Here is an 18,248-nt window from a genome sequence, read left to right on the forward strand (position 1 = left end):
AAAAATCAGTGGTTATCTGAACTGGCCATGCTTAAGTAAACAATGGTCAGCATCATAAATACAAACGCCTGCAGCACTATTACCAGAATATGGAATACCGCCCAGACAAAGTGCAGTGGTAACTGCGCTAAACCCACGGCACCAATCAGGATAAAGATCATCTCGCCGGCATACAGGTTACCGAATAACCGCAGTGCCAGTGAAAATGGCTTGGCAACTAATGCTATGGTTTCCAGCAATAAGTTGGCCGGGATCAGGATAATTTGCAGTGGTACATTTTTGCTGCTGAACGGGTGCAGCGTTAATTCTTTGATAAAGCCCAATACGCCTTTAATGCGAATTGAATAACCGATCATCAGAATAAATACCCCGATGGCCAGTGCAGCAGTTAGGTTGATATCGGTCGTCGGTACAATTTTCATGTACACATCGTGCGAGTCCATACCCAGGGCTTGCTCACCGACAAAACCGGCAAAAGCGGGCAGGAAATCTACCGGGATTAAGTCCATCAGGTTCATCAGGAACACCCAGACAAAGATGGTCAGTGCCAGTGGTGCGATTAATTTACTTTTACCGTGATAAGTGTCTTTAACGTTAGTGGCAACCAACTCGACCACCATTTCAATAAAGCACTGAAACTTACCCGGAACGCCGGTAGTGGCTTTTGTTGCTGCACTGCGGAAAACCCACAGAAACAACAAACCAAGGCCAATAGACCACGCTAATGTATCGACATGCCATGTCCAGAACCCGGCCTCACTACACGCTTTATTAAATGCAACGCTACCATCAACGGTACACATTTTGGCGTTAGTAAGGTGGTGCTGAATATGGCCAGAGAGGGTTAACTCTTCACCTGCAGCCATGTTTCATCCCATTGTTAATGTTTAAAAAAAACTGGTGCTGTCCATTGTGCTAACAGCGTAAGCAGAAAACCGGTTAAAAAAATACCTGGTACCAGTTGTTGCTGCGTAAATACGACGGCTAAAAGCACAGCGGTTAATATTAGTTTTAATGACTGCCCCCGCATAAAGGCCGCCAATACTGCATTTGCGTTATTTAATGCACTGTAACGAAAGGCAAAAAACACAAATACACAATTCGGTATTACGGCAACCAAGCCACCTTTAAAGGCTGATTTGGCTGCGGCTGCATCGGCAGCTAAAAAAAAAGCCAGCGCTATAACCCCGGCTACTGCAAGCTGGCACAGTACCAGCTTATAAGCTGATTTGCGCGCCAACGCCGCATTTTTATCAGTCACTGTTTGTCCCCCTGAAATCGCCCGTGAAGGGGGTCGAAAAAACTTGCGAAAGTATACTTATCTGCCTTTAATTTGCAACAAAAAGCGGCACCAGCACTGGTTTAGTACATATTATTGGTAAATAGTGGTGCATTATTACTCAGCTGCATTCAACTTATTAATAATACCGTCTAACTCATCCAGGCTGGTATAACTAATTTCTAATTTGCCTTTGCCTTTATTGTTGTAACTAATTTGCACCGGTGCAGCAAAACGCTCGCTTAAACGCTGTTCCAGCGCCAGTACATCTGGATCACGTGGTTTTTCGGCCACAGCAGGTTTGGGTTCCAGAATACGCCGTACCAGGTTTTCAGTTTCTCGCACCGTAAGTTGTTTTGCCGCCACTAAACGCGCCGCATCCGATTGCTCATTATCTTTTAGTGCCAAAAGCGCCCGGGCATGGCCCATTTCAATATCACCGTGCTCGAGCAACAGCTTTACGTCTTCATTTAACTGGTTAAGGCGTAGTAAATTGGTCACTGAAGCACGCGATTTACCTACCGCATCGGCTACCTGCTGGTGGGTCAGAGCAAATTCTGTCAGTAAGCGATCCAGCGCTACCGCTTCTTCCATCGCGTTTAAATCTTCGCGCTGAATGTTCTCAATAAGTGCAATAGCGACTGCCGCTTCGTCCGGCACATCTTTAACAATACAGGGTACTTCAGACAGTTGCGCCAGCTGGCTGGCCCGCCAACGCCGTTCACCGGCGATAATTTCAAACTTATCTTTTGCCAGCGGCCGCACCACTATCGGTTGAATAATGCCTTGGGCACGGATTGAGCTGGCTAAATCTTCCAGCGCTTCCTGCGACATATCTTTACGTGGCTGGTATTTGCCCGGCACCAGAAACTCCACCGGCAGCTGTTGCAGTTCACTGGCTGTTGTGGTGGCAGTATCGCTGTTACTGGTTCTGTTGGACGTAAGTAAGGCATCCAGACCCCGGCCCAGGCCGCGTTTCTTTACCGACATGCTAAATAGCTTCCCTAAAATTATTCAGATCAGACAGAGGTAGTGCTGTTAACCATTTTTTTATCTGCCCGGCGCAGCATTTCGCCCGCCAGTGCCAGATACGCTTTAGCCCCGGTTGAGCTTTTATCGTAATACATTACCGGTGCACCAAAACTGGGCGCTTCAGCCAACCTTACATTGCGCGGGATCACAGCGCGGTAAACCTTGTCACCAAAATGTTGTTTTAATTGTTCTGATACGTCATTCGCCAGGCGATTACGCGGATCGTACATGGTTCTTAATATACCTTCGATCTTTAACTCCGGATTAACCGCTGCCGCCAGTTGATTAATGGTATCAACCAGGGCTGTTAAACCTTCCAGCGCAAAGTACTCACACTGCATAGGAACCAGCACGGTATCGGCTGCAGCCATGGCATTAACGGTAAGCATATTCAGTGACGGCGGGCAGTCGATAAAAATATAGTCGTAACTGTTACGGTAATCTTTCAGGGCGTTACGCAAACGCAGCTCGCGAGCAAACACGTTCATTAAACGCACTTCTGCCGCAGTAAGATCAGAGTTAGCCGCCACCAGGTGATAACCGCCGGCTGTCTCTTTTACCAGTACATCAACCAGGGGTTTTTCATCAACCAGTAAATCGTATGCGGTAGCGGGCAGGCTATACTTGTCTACGCCGCTGCCCATGGTGGCATTGCCCTGCGGATCAAGATCGATCAGTAGCACCTTGCGTTTGGTCGCAGCCAGTGAAGCAGCCAGATTCACTGCCGTAGTGGTTTTACCCACACCACCTTTCTGGTTAGCTATTGCGATCACTTTCGCCACAAGATGTCCTCGTTATCAGTTAGCAGGGGTTCAGTATTACCAAATGCCGCTGTGCTTGCAACTGCGGTACCACAAGAGGCTGAACGGAAGTTACTTTAACAAAATCAGGCAAAGCTGCAATTTCTTCTTGTACTGCAGCACCTTTCATGGCGAAAAAGCAGCCGTTTGTCGCGGGTAAATGCTGACACCAGCTGAGCATATCATTGATTGAGGCAAAAGCGCGGCTTATTACACCGTCGTAGCCAGGTTCAGGCTTATGATCTTCTACCCGGCTTTGCAGTGGTTGAATATTAGCCAGCTTCAGTTGCAATTTAACCTGATTTAAAAAACGGATACGTTTGCCCAAGCTATCGAGCAGGGTAAAGTGTTTATCGGGGTAATAAATGGCCAGCAACACGCCGGGTAAACCGGGGCCGGTACCCACGTCGATAAAACGCTGTCCGGTTAAAAACGGTGCTACGACTAAACTGTCCATTACATGCTTGATTAGCATTTCTTCAGGGTTACGCACAGATGTCAGGTTATAGGCGCTGTTCCACTTATCCAGCAATTGCACATAAGCAATACATTGTTGTAATTGCTGTTCAGACAGCGTCAGGCTGGTTTGTGCCACCAGTGCTTTAAGTTTGTCTAACATCTTAATCCTTAAACTGGCTTAGGCTGATTTTCGCAGTAACCCTTGTTTCTTCAGATAAACCAGCAGTAACGAAATAGCCGCCGGGGTAATACCGGAAATACGTGAAGCCTGACCGACAGTTTGTGGCTGAGTCTGGTTTAGTTTAACGATAACTTCGTTCGATAAACCCTTAACTTGTTTATAATCAAACTGTTGTGGCAGTAAGGTTTGTTCATTGCGTTGCTGTTTGGCAATTTCATCCTGCTGGCGGTGAATATAGCCTTCATACTTGATCTGAATTTCAACCTGTTCGGCAGCAACAGGATCAGCCAGGCCTGGGCCAAGATCTGCTATTTGCATCAGATCTGTGTAATTAATCTCAGGCCGGCGTACTAACTCTTCCAGGCTGGCCTCTTTGCTTAACGGCGTTTTAACCAGAGCGTTAACTTTGGTTAGTGCTGTATGTTGCGGGTGGATCCAGCTTTGTTTTAAGCGTTGGCGTTCCAGCGCAATCTGCTCCATTTTCTGGTTAAACGCAGCCCAGCGCACATCGTCGACTAAGCCCAGTTCGCGGCCTTTTTCGGTTAAACGTGAGTCAGCGTTATCTTCACGCAACATTAAGCGGTATTCAGCACGGCTGGTAAACATCCTGTACGGCTCTTTGGTACCCATCGTCGTTAAATCGTCTACCAATACACCTAAGTAAGCTTGTTCACGGCCTGGTGACCAGCTGTCTTTGCCCTGGCTAAACAACGCTGCATTTAGCCCCGCCAGTAAGCCCTGAGCACCGGCTTCTTCATAGCCCGTGGTGCCGTTAATCTGGCCGGCAAAAAATAAGCCTGTAATAAATTTGGTTTCCAGGCTGTTTTTCAGATCGCGTGGGTCAAAAAAGTCATATTCAATGGCATAACCTGGCCGGGTAATATGAGCATTTTCCATACCTTTAATCGAGCGTACTATGCTTAGCTGCACATCAAACGGCAGGCTGGTGGAGATACCGTTCGGGTACACTTCATGGGTGGTTAAGCCCTCAGGCTCGATAAAGATCTGGTGTTTGTCTTTATCGGCAAAGCGGGTAATTTTATCTTCAATAGAAGGGCAATAGCGCGGGCCTATACCTTCAATGACGCCGGTATACATCGGTGATCTGTCCAGATTATTGCGGATCACATCATGGGTGTTTTCATTGGTGTAGGTGATATAACAGGGTATTTGTACCGGATGAGCAGCCTGTTTACCCATAAACGAAAACACCGGAGTAGGGTTATCACCGGGTTGAATCTGCATCAGCGAAAAATCAATAGTACGGGCATCAATACGTGGTGGCGTACCGGTTTTTAAACGATCTACCCGAAATGGCAGTTCCCGTAGCCGTTTTGCCAAGGCAATTGACGGTGGATCGCCGGCTCTGCCCCCTGAATGGCTTTGTAAACCAATATGAATTTGGCCACCTAAAAAGGTGCCAACAGTAAGTACGACAGACTTAGCATGAAACTTTAAACCCATCTGGGTTACCACACCGCTGACCTGATCGTTTTCAACTATCAGATCATCACAAGCCTGCTGGAAAATACTTAAATTCGGCTGGTTTTCCAGCATAGTACGAATAGCAGCACGGTATAACTGGCGGTCTGCCTGGGCTCTGGTGGCTCTTACTGCCGGGCCTTTAGAGCTGTTTAAGGTGCGAAACTGAATACCGCCTTTGTCAGCTGCTATTGCCATAGCACCGCCCAGCGCATCAATTTCTTTAACCAGATGGCCTTTGCCTATGCCACCAATCGCCGGATTGCAGGACATTTGTCCGAGTGTTTCAACATTGTGGGTTAGCAATAATGTTTTACGGCCCATGCGTGCAGCTGCCAGAGCGGCTTCGGTGCCGGCATGGCCACCGCCTACAACGATAACGTCGAATGTCTCTTGGTACAGCATAGTTGCCTCAGTATCTGGTTAATCTGTCAAAGTGTTCAAGGGGCGCTATTGTAGCGCGATCCGGGGTTAAGTGGAATGCTGCACCGGGCTTAGGATCTTCTAAATTAAATAAGATCTTTTTAGAGATCTTTTTATTATTTTTACTACTAAGGAGCCGGTTTTCAGTGCATAAGCGGATCTTTATATGAATGATCAGACGCTTACTAAGGATCAGATCCTGTGATCAAGCTAGGATCTGTTGCGGTTGAACCGGTGATCAAAATGGCACTTTATCCACATGTCAGAAAAATATTTTTTTTATATTTAGGATAAATACAGCTTAGTAACCGGTTTTACCTATACTTATACACAGATAGGTTTATTAAATTGTAATTTTGTTGATAACTTGGGTGTAACTGGATCCTAACGCAGAAAACGCTTTTATCATGGCTTTATCATGCTGATATCAAGACGATTAGCCAAATTGCCGGTAAGGTAACAACAAGTTGGTTTTATTGCTGAGGCCAACCTGGGAGAGACTAACGTTATCCTGTTCTTCCTGAGATATACTTGTGTTTGCGGGTGCTTGCCACCCGCTTTTTTTATTTCAGCAGTTTAATAAAGTCAGGTAGCCAGCTTAGGGCATGATCCTCTGGCAATTCGGCATCCTGGGCATCAATTTGCAGTGACGGTAACAGGCGTTTTGCCTGCCGCATATCTAATAAACTTGCTATTTTTTCACCCGCCAGACAAAAAGTATCGTAGGCAGAGTCACCTAAAGTGATCACGGCATAAGAAAGTGTGGTAAGATCACGCCGATCTTGTGCTAATTGATCCGCAAAGGGTTGAATATTATCAGGCAGATCTCCTGCGCCATAGGTGGATGTGATCACTAACCAAACCCCGGAAGGGTTAAGGTGATCCAGTTCGGGTTTCAGATGAAGTGTTGCTTCATAGCCCGCTTGTACCAGTGTTTCAGCAACTTGTTCTGCCACATATTCCGCTGCGCCCATTTGGCTGCCAACGAGGATGTCTATCATGATATGCCTCTTGTCATAAGAATGTTTGGCTATACTACTGGAATAAAATCAGTTAAAGCTATGCTTTGGTCTGATTTACGTGCTTTTACTGCTCTGCAGGCTAAGTAAAAGCAACAATAGCACTACCACTACGCCTGCGTGTTATTGAGGTTTAAACAACGTATGTCTGACACTGTGTCATTTTCCCAGCTGATGCTGCCTGAAGCTATTGTTCGTGCTGTTACTGAACTTGGCTATGAAACGCCGTCGCCTATCCAGGCTGCTGCCATTCCCAAATTATTAGCTGGCGAGGATGTATTAGGCCAGGCGCAAACCGGTACCGGTAAAACCGGTGCTTTCGCGCTGCCTTTATTAGCACGGCTTGACCCTGCGCAAAACGATCCACAAATTCTGGTACTGGCGCCAACCCGTGAGCTGGCGATCCAGGTTGCCGAAGCCTTTCAGGCTTATGCCCGTTATATGCCGGCTTTTCATGTTCTGCCGTTATACGGCGGCCAGAGCTATACCAACCAGCTGAAATCGCTGAAGCGTGGCTCGCAGGTTATTGTTGGTACACCTGGCCGTATTCTGGATCACTTAGACCGTGGCACTTTAAAGCTGGATAAGCTGCGCGCTATCGTGCTGGATGAAGCCGATGAAATGCTGCGGATGGGTTTTATCGATGATGTGCAAACCATTATGGATGCCACACCGCCAGGCCGTCAGGTTGCGATGTTCTCGGCAACCATGCCTGCACCGATCCGCGCTATTGCACAAAAGCATTTAAAAAATGCTGAAGAAATTAAAATTGCTTCTAAAACCAGTACCGTTGAACGTATTACCCAACGTTATGTGATGTTAGATGGTAACCAGAAACTGGATGCGTTAACCCGTTTACTGGAAGGCGAAGAGTACGATGCTACTATCGTGTTTGTCCGCACCAAAAGTGCTACTGAAGAAATTGCCGAAAAACTGGGCGCCCGCGGTTATGCTGTGGCCTGCTTAAACGGTGATATGAACCAGGCGCACCGCGAGCTGACTATCCGCAAAATGAAGGCTAACCAGCTGGATATTATTGTCGCAACCGACGTAGCCGCCCGTGGTCTGGACGTAGAGCGTATCAGTCTGGTCGTAAACTATGACATTCCGTACGACAGTGAAGCTTACGTGCACCGTATTGGCCGTACCGGCCGTGCCGGCCGTGAAGGTAAAGCGATTTTGTTCGTTTCGCCACGCGAGCGCCGTTTACTGCGTACTATTGAGCATGCTACCAAGCAGCCCATTGAGCAGATGTCACTGCCTACCGGCCGTGTGATTGAACAGCGTCGTATCGAATCGTTCCGTGAGCAGTTAGCACAAACGATAGAAACGCAGGATTTAAGCTTCTTCCAAACCTTAATTAATGATTGGCGCGAGAAGATTGAAACCACAGAAAACGATCTGGCAGCTGCATTGTTGTATTTAGCGCAGAAAGACCAGCCGTTAAATGTGGCCAGCCAGTTCCCGGAAATCCGTGAGCCGCATGCCCGTGGTGGTGACCGTGACGAGCGTCCACGCCGTGAGCGTAGCGATCGGCCTGAGCGTTCAGATCGCCCAGACCGTGGTGGCGAGCGTCCGGATCGTGGCCCACGTGTTAAGCGTGAAATGAAAGGCGATTACCAGACTTACCGTATTGAGGTAGGTAAAGAGCATGGTGTGCGTGCCGGTGATATCGTTGGTGCCATCGCCAACGAAGCCAATATCGACAGCCAGTTTATCGGTAATATTAAGCTGTTTGATCATTTCAGCACGGTAGAGTTGCCGGCAACTATTCCGAATGAAATTTTCCAGCACCTGAAAAAAGTCTATGTGCGTAAGCAAAAGCTGAATATCACGGTAGACAGCGGTGCTACAGCTGCGCCAGCAGGTGAGCGTCGTCCGTCTAACGGCCCTGGCCCACGCCCTGGTGCTGCACCACGTGCACCGCGTAAACCACGCGATTAAGTGTTAGCTTAATATCACATAAAAAAACCCTGCCACGGCAGGGTTTTTTTATGGCTGCAGCTTTAAACTGCGAAAAGCCCGCCCCATGTAGTTCTAACGAAACGAAAGGCTTAGAACCCCTATTTGGGCGACACAGAGTGTCTGAGTGTTTGCGCCAGCAAACGCGAGTTGCTGTGACGAGCCAAAGTGGGTGTTGTAAGCCTGTAGTGCAGAATAATCCGCGGAGTATCGACATGATAGTTGCCTGCCCGTATTGTAACGGTTTAAACCGCTTGCCGGCTGATAAGCCGGCGCTTGAAGCGCGTTGTGGTAAATGTAAGCAGACATTGTTTAGTGGTGGGCCAATAGAATTAACTGCCGCCAATTTTACTGCCCAAGCCCACAAAAGTGAGCTGCCATTGGTGGTAGATTTCTGGGCCAGCTGGTGTGGCCCCTGTCAGAGTTTCGCACCGATATTCAGCCAGGCGGCCCGTGAGCTGGAGCCGCATTTTCGCTTTGGCAAAATCAATACAGAGCAACAACAGCAGTTGGCGGCACAGTTTAATATCCGCTCTATTCCCACCTTAATGCTGTTTAAACAGGGTAAGGTCGTCGCACAACAAGCCGGCGCTTTACCCAAACAAGCCTTTTATCAATGGCTATCAAGCAATAAGTGAGTAATTACTTACATATGGAGGCACTATGACAACTAAGGTTTTTACGCTAAGCAGTCCGGATATTAAAGAAGGCCATTTTATGGCCAAAGATCACGAGTTTGATGGTTTTGGCTGTGATGGCAAAAATATATCGCCTGAGCTTAACTGGGCTAACGCCCCGGCGGGGACAAAAAGCTTTGCTGTTACCGTATTTGATCCGGATGCACCCACTTGCTCGGGTTTCTGGCACTGGTTAGTAACCGATATTCCGCTTGACGCTACAGGTTTAGCCCGTGGCGCCGGTAAAGGCAGTCTGCCACCCGGTTGTCGCAGTTTTACTAATGACTATGGCAGTAAAAATTTTGGCGGCGCCTGCCCACCAGAAGGCCATGGTATGCACCGTTATCAGTTTACTGTGTGGGCCTTACCCGAAGAGACGCTACCGGCAGATAATGGTGCCAGCGCGGCTGTAGTGGGCTTTATGCTTAATGCCATGGCACTCGGTAAAGCCACGTTAACGGCCACCTATGCCCGTTAATCGTTAAAAAAGGGACATCAGACTAAGGCCGCATACCGCGGCCTTTTTACTTGCGCTAAGCTGATGTTTTCGCCTTGCGGGGTTATTACTCTGACAACCACAGCTAACATTATGCCGCAACGTTTCTATGTATTGCTGGCCGGGTTTTTCAGCCAGTTACTTTGCCTGGGTGTCGCCCGTTTTGCCTATACGCCGCTGTTACCGCTAATGCAGCAGCAAAACGTGCTGGATGACGCCAGTGGCGGTTATCTGGCAGCCGTTAACTACCTGGGTTATATGGCCGGTGCTTTGCTGGCGGCCAGCCTGAGTAATCTTAAACTAAAAGATACCCTGTACCGGCTTGGCTTGATCTTAGCTGTGTTAAGCACCCTTGGTATGGCGTTAACCGATAACGTCTGGCTGTGGTCCTTCTGGCGCTTTGTGGCGGGCTTAAGCAGCGCCTGTTCTATGCTGATTGCCTCCGGCCTGATTATGCACTGGCTGTTAAGCCACAAACAGCGGGCCGAGCTGGGTATCCACTTTGCCGGTCTGGGCTTTGGTATTGCACTTGCTGCGGTGTTGGTAGAGCTGATGCTAAGCCTGCAGCTGGACTGGCGCGCCCAGTGGCAGTACTTAGCTTTGTTCGGCGTGGTGTTGGCCATTCCGGCCTGGCTCTGGTTGCCAAAGCCGCTGCAAACAACACTAACCAGGCAGACCGGCGTGGCCGACACGCCACCGGCAAAGCGTTTTATCCGGCTAATGCTGGCCAGCTATTTTTGCGCCGGTTACGGCTATGTTATTAGTGCTACCTTTATCGTTACCATTGTCGAGCGTATGCCGGGTTTAACCGGTAGCGGTAATCTGAGTTTTATCATTTTAGGTTTAGCAGCAGCACCGGCTGTATTGTTGTGGGATTTAATCGCACGTAAAACCGGTTATCTGAAAGCCATTATGCTGGCGTTGCTGGCACAAAGTGCCGCTATTTTGCTGCCGCTATGGTTTAGCTCGTTAACGGCAGTGTTGCTAAGCGCAGCATTGTTTGGCGCCACTTTCGTTGGCGTGGTCAGTTTAGTGCTGACCATGGCAGGGCGCTTGTACCCAAGTAAACCGGCGAAATTAATGGGCAAAATGACACTGGCTTACGGCAGTGCCCAGGTAATAGCTCCGGCCCTTACCGGTTATCTGGCCGAAGCCACCAGCCAGTATGATATTGGCTTGTATCTGGCAGCTGGGTTTGTTGCTTTGGGGGCATTACTGATTGCGGTGTTGATAACAACGGACAACACCGCGCAGCAGTTGGATGCCGCAAAAACTTAAATTAACATACTAATTGTTGGTAAAGTGTTTTCTCAGAGCCTCTAATCCATCCTCATAAATGCCCTGAAAAAGCACAGATATCTCATCCTCAGCCCTAACCGGTAAGTTGATAAATGTTGAAGCTTTTGCAATGTTAAATCTTCCTGCTACTTGTCGACTGGCAGCGGTGCGGCAGGATTGACCAAACCGTCATTACGAAGCTGTTTCCAGAAATCCGCCGGGACTATAGCTTCAAGGGCTGCACTGTCTTCAGCGAGACGGCTTGGTTTGCTGGCTCCCGGGATCACAGCTGCAACTGCAGGGTTTGCCAGCGCAAATTGCAGGCCAGCTGATTTCATACTGACGCCATAACGGTCGGCAATAGCTTTAATTTTTGCTACCTTTAGCAGAATTTCTGGCGTAGCTGGCGCATATTCAAAGTTAGGCCCACCAACCAGTGCGCCAGAACTATAAGGACCACCGGCGACTATACCCAGACCTTGTTTCGTTACTTCAGGCATCAGACGTTGTAGTGCGCGGTCATGATCCAATAGCGTATAGCGGCCCGCCAATAGGAAACCATCTGGACGTGGTCCGTCAAGATCAAGCAGTAGCTCAATCGGCTCAACGCGGTTAACGCCCAGACCCCAGGCTTTGATGACACCTTCATCACGTAAACGGTCAAGGACTTTGAATGCACCTTTACGGGCACTTTCAAAGTAGCTGAGCCATTCATCGCCAAAGAAATCCTGAGCCACATCATGAACCCAGATGATATCAAGATAATCGGTATTCAGACGCTTCAGGCTGTCTTCAATGGAGCGTAATGTGGCATTTTCAGAATAGTCATTGACGATTTTATTTGGTCGGCCGTATTTGAATACGTCACCTTTTTCTCCCAGATCGCGGGCACTGACATCTTCAATCTCATCGAGAATGACACGCCCTACCTTGCTGCTAATTACATAGTCTTCGCGAGGGTATTGAGAAAGCACATTACCCATACGAATTTCTGCTAAACCAGCCCCGTAGAAAGGAGCATTATCGTAATAACGGATTCCACTGTTCCAGGCCGCCGCCACTGTGGCAACAGCTTCTTCTTCCGGAATATTGCGGAACATATTGCCAAGCGGGGCGGCGCCAAACCCCAGTTTGCCAGGAAGAATATTTTTAATACTCATAATCAATACCTTAAAGTTAGTTAACCAGATGCGAACTCTTTAGTTCAGCCATAGTCTAGAGTTGCCTCTTGCCCGAAAACCTGAGGCAAGAGCGACCCGCTTCATTGCCGGACGTATATAGTTATAGGGCAAAAGCTTGGCTCTGAGTAGACGTTAAGCATTCCAGGCACTTTGGAAGTAAAGGCATAAATAGACGGGACAGCGCTGTTTTATCACCGGCAAATTTTGCCAATTATCACCACGATTGACCAAACTGCGGCTGGTTTGTGCTTTGTAACGGTGCCCGGCGCTAGACGTGGTTGAGGTGTTGTTGCCGCAGATTTATTTACCGATGCAAAACGAGCTGAAAATCTTACCGAGTAAATCATCCGAACTAAACTCACCGGTTATTTCATTTAAGTGCTGCTGGGTTAGCCGCAGCTCTTCGGCGAGGATTTCGCCGGCGATATAGCTGTGCAGTTGCTCCTGACCAATAGCAAGGTGCTCGGCGGCGCGGTCGAGCGCGTCTAAATGGCGGCGGCGGGCGAGGAAGCTGCCCTCGGTACTGGCATCAAAACCAATACATTGTTTTAAATGCTCGCGCAGTGCATCAATACCGGCACCGGTTTTAGCCGATAACCGATACACCGGTGCTTTCTGGCTTAAGTCTGCTGTCGACTCTGGCGTGAGCATCTCGCCGGTAATATCAGCTTTATTGCGAATTACCGTTACGCCCAAATTCGCTGGCAGGCGGTCGATAAAGTCGGGCCAGATATCATGCGGATCAGTGGCGTTGGTGGTGGTGCCGTCGACCATAAACAACACACGGTCGGCCTGCTCTATCTCTTTCCACGCCCGTTCTATACCTATTTGCTCTACCTGATCGGTGGCGTCACGTAAACCAGCGGTGTCGATTATATGTAGCGGCATGCCATCGATATGAATATGCTCGCGCAGCACGTCGCGGGTGGTGCCGGCAATTTCGGTAACAATAGCGGCTTCACGGCCGGCTAAGGCATTTAGCAGGCTGGATTTACCGGCATTAGGCCGGCCGGCTATTACCACCTTCATACCTTCGCGCAGAATGCTGCCCTGAGTGGCCTGTTTTTTTACTGTGGAAAGAATTTCGATAATCTCAGCCAAGTCAGCGGCGACTTTGCCGTCAGATAAAAAGTCGATTTCTTCATCGGGGAAATCTATCGCTGCTTCAACATACATGCGCAGGTGAATGACTTTTTCTACCAGCTGATGAATACGGTGAGAAAACTCACCTTGCAGTGATTGCATAGCACTGCGCGCGGCTTGTTCGCTGCTGGCGTCAATCAAGTCGGCAATGGCTTCGGCCTGTGCTAAGTCGAGCTTGTCGTTTAAAAAAGCCCGCTCTGAAAATTCACCCGGCCGGGCAATGCGTACATTGGGTAGCGCCAGCACCTGTTTTAACAGCATATCGAGTAATACCGGGCCGCCGTGGCCCTGCAGCTCAAGTACATCTTCGCCGGTAAACGAATTCGGCCCTGGGAAGAGCAGGGCGATACCTTGATCCAGCACCTTAGCCTGGCCATCAAAAAACGGTAAGTATTCAGCGTAGCGTGGTTTAGGCAGCTTATGCAGGATAGCCTGAGCCACGGCTTTGGTGTCGGGGCCGGAGATCCTGATAATACCCACACCGGCGCGGCCCGGTGCGGTGGCTAAAGCGGCGATGGTGTCGGTAGTAAACATGGGGTTGCCTCTTAATGGAAAAAGCCTGTCGCGGCATGCTGACAGGCTGATGGTGTTGTTATTGGCCAGAGCAGGAACACCCGGTTCCGGCCTGATTGTATAGGTGTCAGGCTTTCTTAGTATGTAAGCCTTTCTTTTCCATACCACGGTAGATATACAGCATCTGTGCCAGTGAGATCAGGTTACTGACAAACCAGTACAGTACCAGACCACTTGGGAACCAGAGGAAGAATACCGAGAACGCCACCGGCATCCACATCATAATCTTCTGCTGCATTGGGTCAGTTACCTGCATCGGCGTTAGCTTTTGCATTAAGAACATGCTGGCGCCAAATAACACCGGTAATACATAGTACGGATCCAGCGCGGATAAATCGTCAATCCACAACATAAAGGGCGCGTGGCGCAGCTCTACGCTTTCAACAAATACCCAGTACAGTGCCAGGAAAATTGGCATCTGGATAATCATCGGTAAGCAGCCACCCATAGGGTTAACTTTCTCTTTGCGATACAGCTCCATCATCGCCGGGCCCATCTTCTGCCGGTCATCTTTGTAGCGTGCCTGCAGCTCTTCAATCTTCGGCTTTAAGTTACGCATCTTCGCCATTGATTCGTACTGTACTTTCGTCAGCGGGTACATGGCGCCTTTAACAATCAGCGTGATACAGATAATGGCCAGACCCCAGTTCACCACAAAGCCCTGAATGGTGGTCAGTAACCAGAACAGCGGTTGTGAGATAAACCACAGAAAGCCGTAATCGACTGTTAAGTCTAAACCATTGGCCAGTTTTGCCAGGTTGTCCTGATTTTTCGGGCCGGCGTAAAAAGTGCTGCTTAAGGTCGTTTCGGCACCCGGTTCAATATTTACTGTCGGGCCCTTAGAGCCGATAACGCCCTGGCCGCTACGCACCATGCTATATAGCTGGTTGTCGGCTTGTTGATCAGGCACCCAGGCAGAAACAAAGTAGTGCTCCAGCATGGCAACCCAGCCGCCGTTAGTGGCTTCAAGCAGGTTCTTTTTCTGCATATCATCAAAGTCGTACTTGTTGTAACGCTCTGAGGTAGTGCCGAAAGCCGCGCCACGGTAAATTGGCATCATCATGCTGCTGCTTTCACCGTTATCGATAGTTTGCACCAGGTGCTGATATGGCTGTACCGTTTTAACTTCGCCGCTTTGGTTTTGAATAAAATATTCTACCCGGACATCATATTGGCCGGCAGTAAAGGTGAAGCGTTTTTCAATTTGCAGGCCGTTATGGTTAAACAGCAAAGGTACCACTAACTCGGTTGCACCTTCGGCCAGCGTATAGCTGTTTTGTGCGCTGCTATACACCGGGCGGGGGTTACGGCTGTCGTCCGGGCCATCACGGCCAATCAGGCCACTTTGGGCCACATACTCAAAACCTGGCAGGCGGCGCATTAATGGGTAAGCATCACCGGCACCTTTATTCAGTTCAAACTCGGGCAATTGCAGATCAACAATATCGCCACCGCGGCTGTCAATGCTCAGTTGCAGCACGTCAGTGCTGATACGGATAGTGCGCGCCGCAGCGGCTACTGCAGTGGCAGGTTGTTCGGCATCAGCGGTGGTTAGCTGTAAGTCAGCAGAACTGCCGCCAGCGCTTTGGCTTTGCTGCGTTACCGGGGCTACTGGTTTGGGCGCAGTGTAGATATTCCACTGTTGCCAAAGTAAAAAACTGACCAGTGCCAGGCCAATAACTAATAAACTACGTTGTGATTCCATGGCTTAGCTTTTCTCATTGTGCTTTTCAGGAACAGGATCATCACCGCCTGCATGTAAGGGATGACATTTTAATAAACGTTTCGCTGCTAACCAACTGCCTTTTAGTATGCCAAAGCGTTCTATCGCAGTAATAGCGTAATGTGAACAAGTCGGATGGAAACGGCAGCTAGGCCCAAATAGTGGGCTAATCAGTCTTTGGTAACCGCGCAGCAGCGTTAAGGCTATGCTGACAGCGAAGCGGTGTACTGGCGAGCGATCTTGCGCCATAACTTTTCCAGTTGCCTCTGTAACTCATCATTAGCTGTATTGCTAATATCACCTTTTACCATCAGTACCAAATCGACACCAGGCAACTCATGTTGATGCAAACGAAAGCTGTTACGCACGCAGCGCTTGATACGATTGCGTTGCACGGCTAATTTAACACGTTTTTTTGCGATAGTAAGGCCTAATCGGGGATGAGGCAGATGATTGGCTTTTGCCAGGATGGTGAACAGCGGGGAAGAAACCCGAAAAGGAAGTTGGAAAACGTTATCGAATTGACCGGGAGTTAACAGTCGTAACTCCCTGCCGAATTTCAAGCTGACCACGCAGCGGTTAGCAGCTAATTAAGCTGATAAACGCTGACGGCCTTTAGCACGACGACGCGCTAATACCTGACGACCACCTTTGGTAGCCATACGTGCACGGAAACCGTGGTTACGCTTGCGCTTTAATACGCTTGGTTGAAAAGTTCTTTTACTCATAATTTCATCCGTCCGGTCGAAATATTTACTAAAGGTTTCTGTGTTTTAGTAAATATACCAAAACGCAGCTGACAAAAATGAGCGCGAATTTTAAGTAGTCTGCGGCTTAAAGTCAATCTGATCCTGTGTTTTATTGCGCTGCGATCATCTCTGATCCTGTTTTCACTAAAGTTTTCCACAGGCAAGCGGGTGCGCTCTGAATAAAGTGTGAGTTATTTTGCTTTTAGTTTAAATTATTCGGGCAAAAAGCAGTGGTATTATGAAAAGGTATAAGAGAAATTAGGTGATATAAAACAATCTATTACAGTTAATTTTTCTGCTAATGCGTTAATTTGCAAAAGTCAATATTGAAGTTGTGGATAAGATAGTACCATAATGTGCGCTTCGTTAACTTACGCCAGCCTTTTTAATCATAATAACTAAGGCTTCAGGAGATATGGTGTATCAGTCCGTTTGGCAAAATTGCCTGCAAGCGCTGCAAGCCGAGTTACCCGCGCAGCATTTCAGTATGTGGATCCGCCCACTGCAAGCTGACAGTTCTGACACAGGGCTTACCTTATACGCGCCAAACCGCTTTGTGCTGGATTGGGTGCGCGAGAAGTACCTGAACCGGATCATGGAACTGATCCACGACTACTGTGGTGATGACGCGCCACGCCTGAAGTTTGACGTAGGTTCAAGCCAGAGTAATAAAGCCCGCTCAAATACTCCGGCCCCGGCACTTGCTGCTGCGCCTCAGGCCGAAAGGGTAGTTAAAGAAGTGCCGGAGCCAGCGCCTAAAACGATCGTTACCAGTAATGTGCGCGCTAACTACACCTTTACTAATTTTGTTGAAGGTAAATCTAACCAACTTGCGCGCGCCGCAGCCAGCCAGGTAGCCGATAACCCCGGCACCGCTTACAACCCGTTGTTTATCTACGGTGGTACCGGTTTAGGTAAAACCCACTTATTACACGCGGTAGGTAATGGCATACTGGCGAAAAAGCCGGATGCTAAAGTTATTTATATGCACTCTGAGCGTTTCGTACAGGATATGGTAAAAGCCTTACAAAACAATGCGATAGAAGAGTTTAAGCGCTATTACCGCTCGGTTGATGCACTGCTTATTGATGATATTCAGTTTTTTGCCAATAAAGAGCGCTCACAGGAAGAGTTTTTTCATACCTTTAACGCCCTGCTTGAAGGCAACCAGCAAATTATTCTGACCAGCGATCGTTACCCGAAAGAAATTGACGGTGTCGAAGACCGCTTAAAATCGCGTTTTGGCTGGGGCTTAACCATTGCCATTGAACCGCCAGAGCTGGAAACCCGGGTGGCTATTTTGATGCGCAAAGCGCACGAAAACCAAATTCGCCTGCCCGAAGAAGTGGCGTTTTTTATTGCCAAACGCCTGCGCTCAAACGTACGCGAACTGGAAGGTGCATTAAACCGGGTTATTGCTAACGCTAACTTTACCGGTCGGCCTATTACTATCGACTTTGTCCGTGAAGCACTGCGCGATTTACTGGCGCTGCAGGATAAACTGGTTACCATTGAAAACATTCAGAAAACAGTGGCTGAGTATTATAAAATCCGCGTGGCCGATTTATTGTCTAAGCGCCGCTCGCGCTCGGTGGCACGGCCGCGGCAAATGGCGATGGCGTTGTCAAAAGAGCTGACCAACCATAGCTTGCCGGAAATTGGCGATGCTTTTGGCGGGCGCGATCACACTACAGTGCTGCATGCCTGTCGTAAAATCGAGTCGCTAAAAGAAGAAACACACGAAATAAAAGAAGACTTCCAGAATTTAATCCGTACTTTGTCATCGTAAAG

18 protein-coding genes are annotated in these 18,248 nt (G+C 48.7%); 5 read left to right on the forward strand and 13 right to left on the reverse strand.

What is annotated here, in order from left to right:
• Positions 1-5: 5 nt before the first annotated feature.
• From atpB to mioC, 7 genes are all read right to left on the reverse strand, one after another.
• A complete protein-coding gene (gene atpB, locus BLW68_RS04355) occupies positions 6-866 on the reverse strand; it encodes a F0F1 ATP synthase subunit A (RefSeq protein ID WP_092790589.1) in 861 nt (286 codons plus the stop codon).
• A gap of 14 nt (positions 867-880) precedes the next feature.
• Positions 881-1,261, reverse strand: a complete 381-nt coding sequence (locus BLW68_RS04360; RefSeq protein WP_092790592.1) for an ATP synthase subunit I — start codon at positions 1,259-1,261, stop codon at positions 881-883.
• A 135-nt stretch (positions 1,262-1,396) separates the two neighbouring features.
• On the reverse strand, positions 1,397-2,269 hold the full coding sequence (locus BLW68_RS04365) for a ParB/RepB/Spo0J family partition protein (protein WP_092790595.1): 873 nt from the start codon (positions 2,267-2,269) through the stop codon (positions 1,397-1,399).
• Positions 2,270-2,298: 29 nt separating this feature from the next.
• Positions 2,299-3,093 carry a ParA family protein gene (locus BLW68_RS04370; RefSeq protein ID WP_092790597.1) on the reverse strand — a complete coding sequence of 265 codons (795 nt, stop codon included), beginning with the start codon at positions 3,091-3,093 and terminating at the stop codon, positions 2,299-2,301.
• A 19-nt stretch (positions 3,094-3,112) separates the two neighbouring features.
• Entirely contained in the window at positions 3,113-3,730 is a 618-nt protein-coding gene (gene rsmG / locus BLW68_RS04375; protein ID WP_092790599.1) for a 16S rRNA (guanine(527)-N(7))-methyltransferase RsmG, read from the reverse strand.
• 18 nt (positions 3,731-3,748) lie between these two features.
• On the reverse strand, positions 3,749-5,638 hold the full coding sequence (gene mnmG / locus BLW68_RS04380) for a tRNA uridine-5-carboxymethylaminomethyl(34) synthesis enzyme MnmG (protein ID WP_092790601.1): 1,890 nt from the start codon (positions 5,636-5,638) through the stop codon (positions 3,749-3,751).
• A 581-nt stretch (positions 5,639-6,219) separates the two neighbouring features.
• Positions 6,220-6,657: an FMN-binding protein MioC gene (mioC, locus tag BLW68_RS04385; RefSeq protein ID WP_092790603.1), complete on the reverse strand. Its 438-nt coding sequence runs from the start codon at positions 6,655-6,657 to the stop codon at positions 6,220-6,222.
• 162 nt (positions 6,658-6,819) lie between these two features.
• On the opposite strand from mioC, the gene BLW68_RS04390 reads away from it, so the two are divergent.
• The 4 genes from BLW68_RS04390 to BLW68_RS04405 all read left to right on the forward strand — a co-directional run bounded on the left by BLW68_RS04390 (position 6,820) and on the right by BLW68_RS04405 (position 11,088).
• Positions 6,820-8,619: a DEAD/DEAH box helicase gene (locus tag BLW68_RS04390; RefSeq protein ID WP_177172154.1), complete on the forward strand. Its 1,800-nt coding sequence runs from the start codon at positions 6,820-6,822 to the stop codon at positions 8,617-8,619.
• A 233-nt stretch (positions 8,620-8,852) separates the two neighbouring features.
• Positions 8,853-9,275 carry a thioredoxin TrxC gene (gene trxC / locus BLW68_RS04395; RefSeq protein ID WP_092790605.1) on the forward strand — a complete coding sequence of 141 codons (423 nt, stop codon included), beginning with the start codon at positions 8,853-8,855 and terminating at the stop codon, positions 9,273-9,275.
• Between the two features lie 25 nt (positions 9,276-9,300).
• Complete coding sequence (locus BLW68_RS04400; protein ID WP_092790607.1) at positions 9,301-9,792, forward strand: YbhB/YbcL family Raf kinase inhibitor-like protein; 492 nt, start codon at positions 9,301-9,303, stop codon at positions 9,790-9,792.
• Positions 9,793-9,903: 111 nt separating this feature from the next.
• Positions 9,904-11,088: a YbfB/YjiJ family MFS transporter gene (locus tag BLW68_RS04405; protein WP_092790609.1), complete on the forward strand. Its 1,185-nt coding sequence runs from the start codon at positions 9,904-9,906 to the stop codon at positions 11,086-11,088.
• Between the two features lie 146 nt (positions 11,089-11,234).
• On the opposite strand, the gene BLW68_RS04410 is transcribed toward BLW68_RS04405, so the two are convergent.
• The 6 genes from BLW68_RS04410 to rpmH form a co-directional block, all read right to left on the reverse strand.
• Complete coding sequence (locus BLW68_RS04410; protein WP_092790612.1) at positions 11,235-12,248, reverse strand: aldo/keto reductase; 1,014 nt, start codon at positions 12,246-12,248, stop codon at positions 11,235-11,237.
• 321 nt (positions 12,249-12,569) lie between these two features.
• On the reverse strand, positions 12,570-13,946 hold the full coding sequence (gene mnmE, locus BLW68_RS04415; RefSeq protein ID WP_092790614.1) for a tRNA uridine-5-carboxymethylaminomethyl(34) synthesis GTPase MnmE: 1,377 nt from the start codon (positions 13,944-13,946) through the stop codon (positions 12,570-12,572).
• 106 nt (positions 13,947-14,052) lie between these two features.
• Positions 14,053-15,690, reverse strand: coding sequence for a membrane protein insertase YidC (gene yidC / locus BLW68_RS04420; RefSeq protein ID WP_092790616.1), 1,638 nt, complete (start codon positions 15,688-15,690; stop codon positions 14,053-14,055).
• Between the two features lie 3 nt (positions 15,691-15,693).
• A complete protein-coding gene (gene yidD, locus BLW68_RS04425; RefSeq protein WP_082694829.1) occupies positions 15,694-15,957 on the reverse strand; it encodes a membrane protein insertion efficiency factor YidD in 264 nt (87 codons plus the stop codon).
• On the reverse strand, positions 15,912-16,280 hold the full coding sequence (gene rnpA, locus BLW68_RS04430) for a ribonuclease P protein component (RefSeq protein ID WP_068237135.1): 369 nt from the start codon (positions 16,278-16,280) through the stop codon (positions 15,912-15,914). Before rnpA ends, yidD begins: the two co-directional genes overlap by 46 nt.
• An 18-nt stretch (positions 16,281-16,298) precedes the next feature.
• On the reverse strand, positions 16,299-16,436 hold the full coding sequence (gene rpmH / locus BLW68_RS04435) for a 50S ribosomal protein L34 (protein ID WP_068237138.1): 138 nt from the start codon (positions 16,434-16,436) through the stop codon (positions 16,299-16,301).
• Between the two features lie 439 nt (positions 16,437-16,875).
• On the opposite strand from rpmH, the gene dnaA reads away from it, so the two are divergent.
• Complete coding sequence (gene dnaA, locus BLW68_RS04440; RefSeq protein WP_092790691.1) at positions 16,876-18,246, forward strand: chromosomal replication initiator protein DnaA; 1,371 nt, start codon at positions 16,876-16,878, stop codon at positions 18,244-18,246.
• Positions 18,247-18,248 lie beyond the last annotated feature (2 nt).

It is taken from the genome of Rheinheimera pacifica (genome assembly GCF_900108485.1).
GTDB classification, from domain to species: Bacteria; Pseudomonadota; Gammaproteobacteria; order Enterobacterales; family Alteromonadaceae; genus Alishewanella; species Alishewanella pacifica.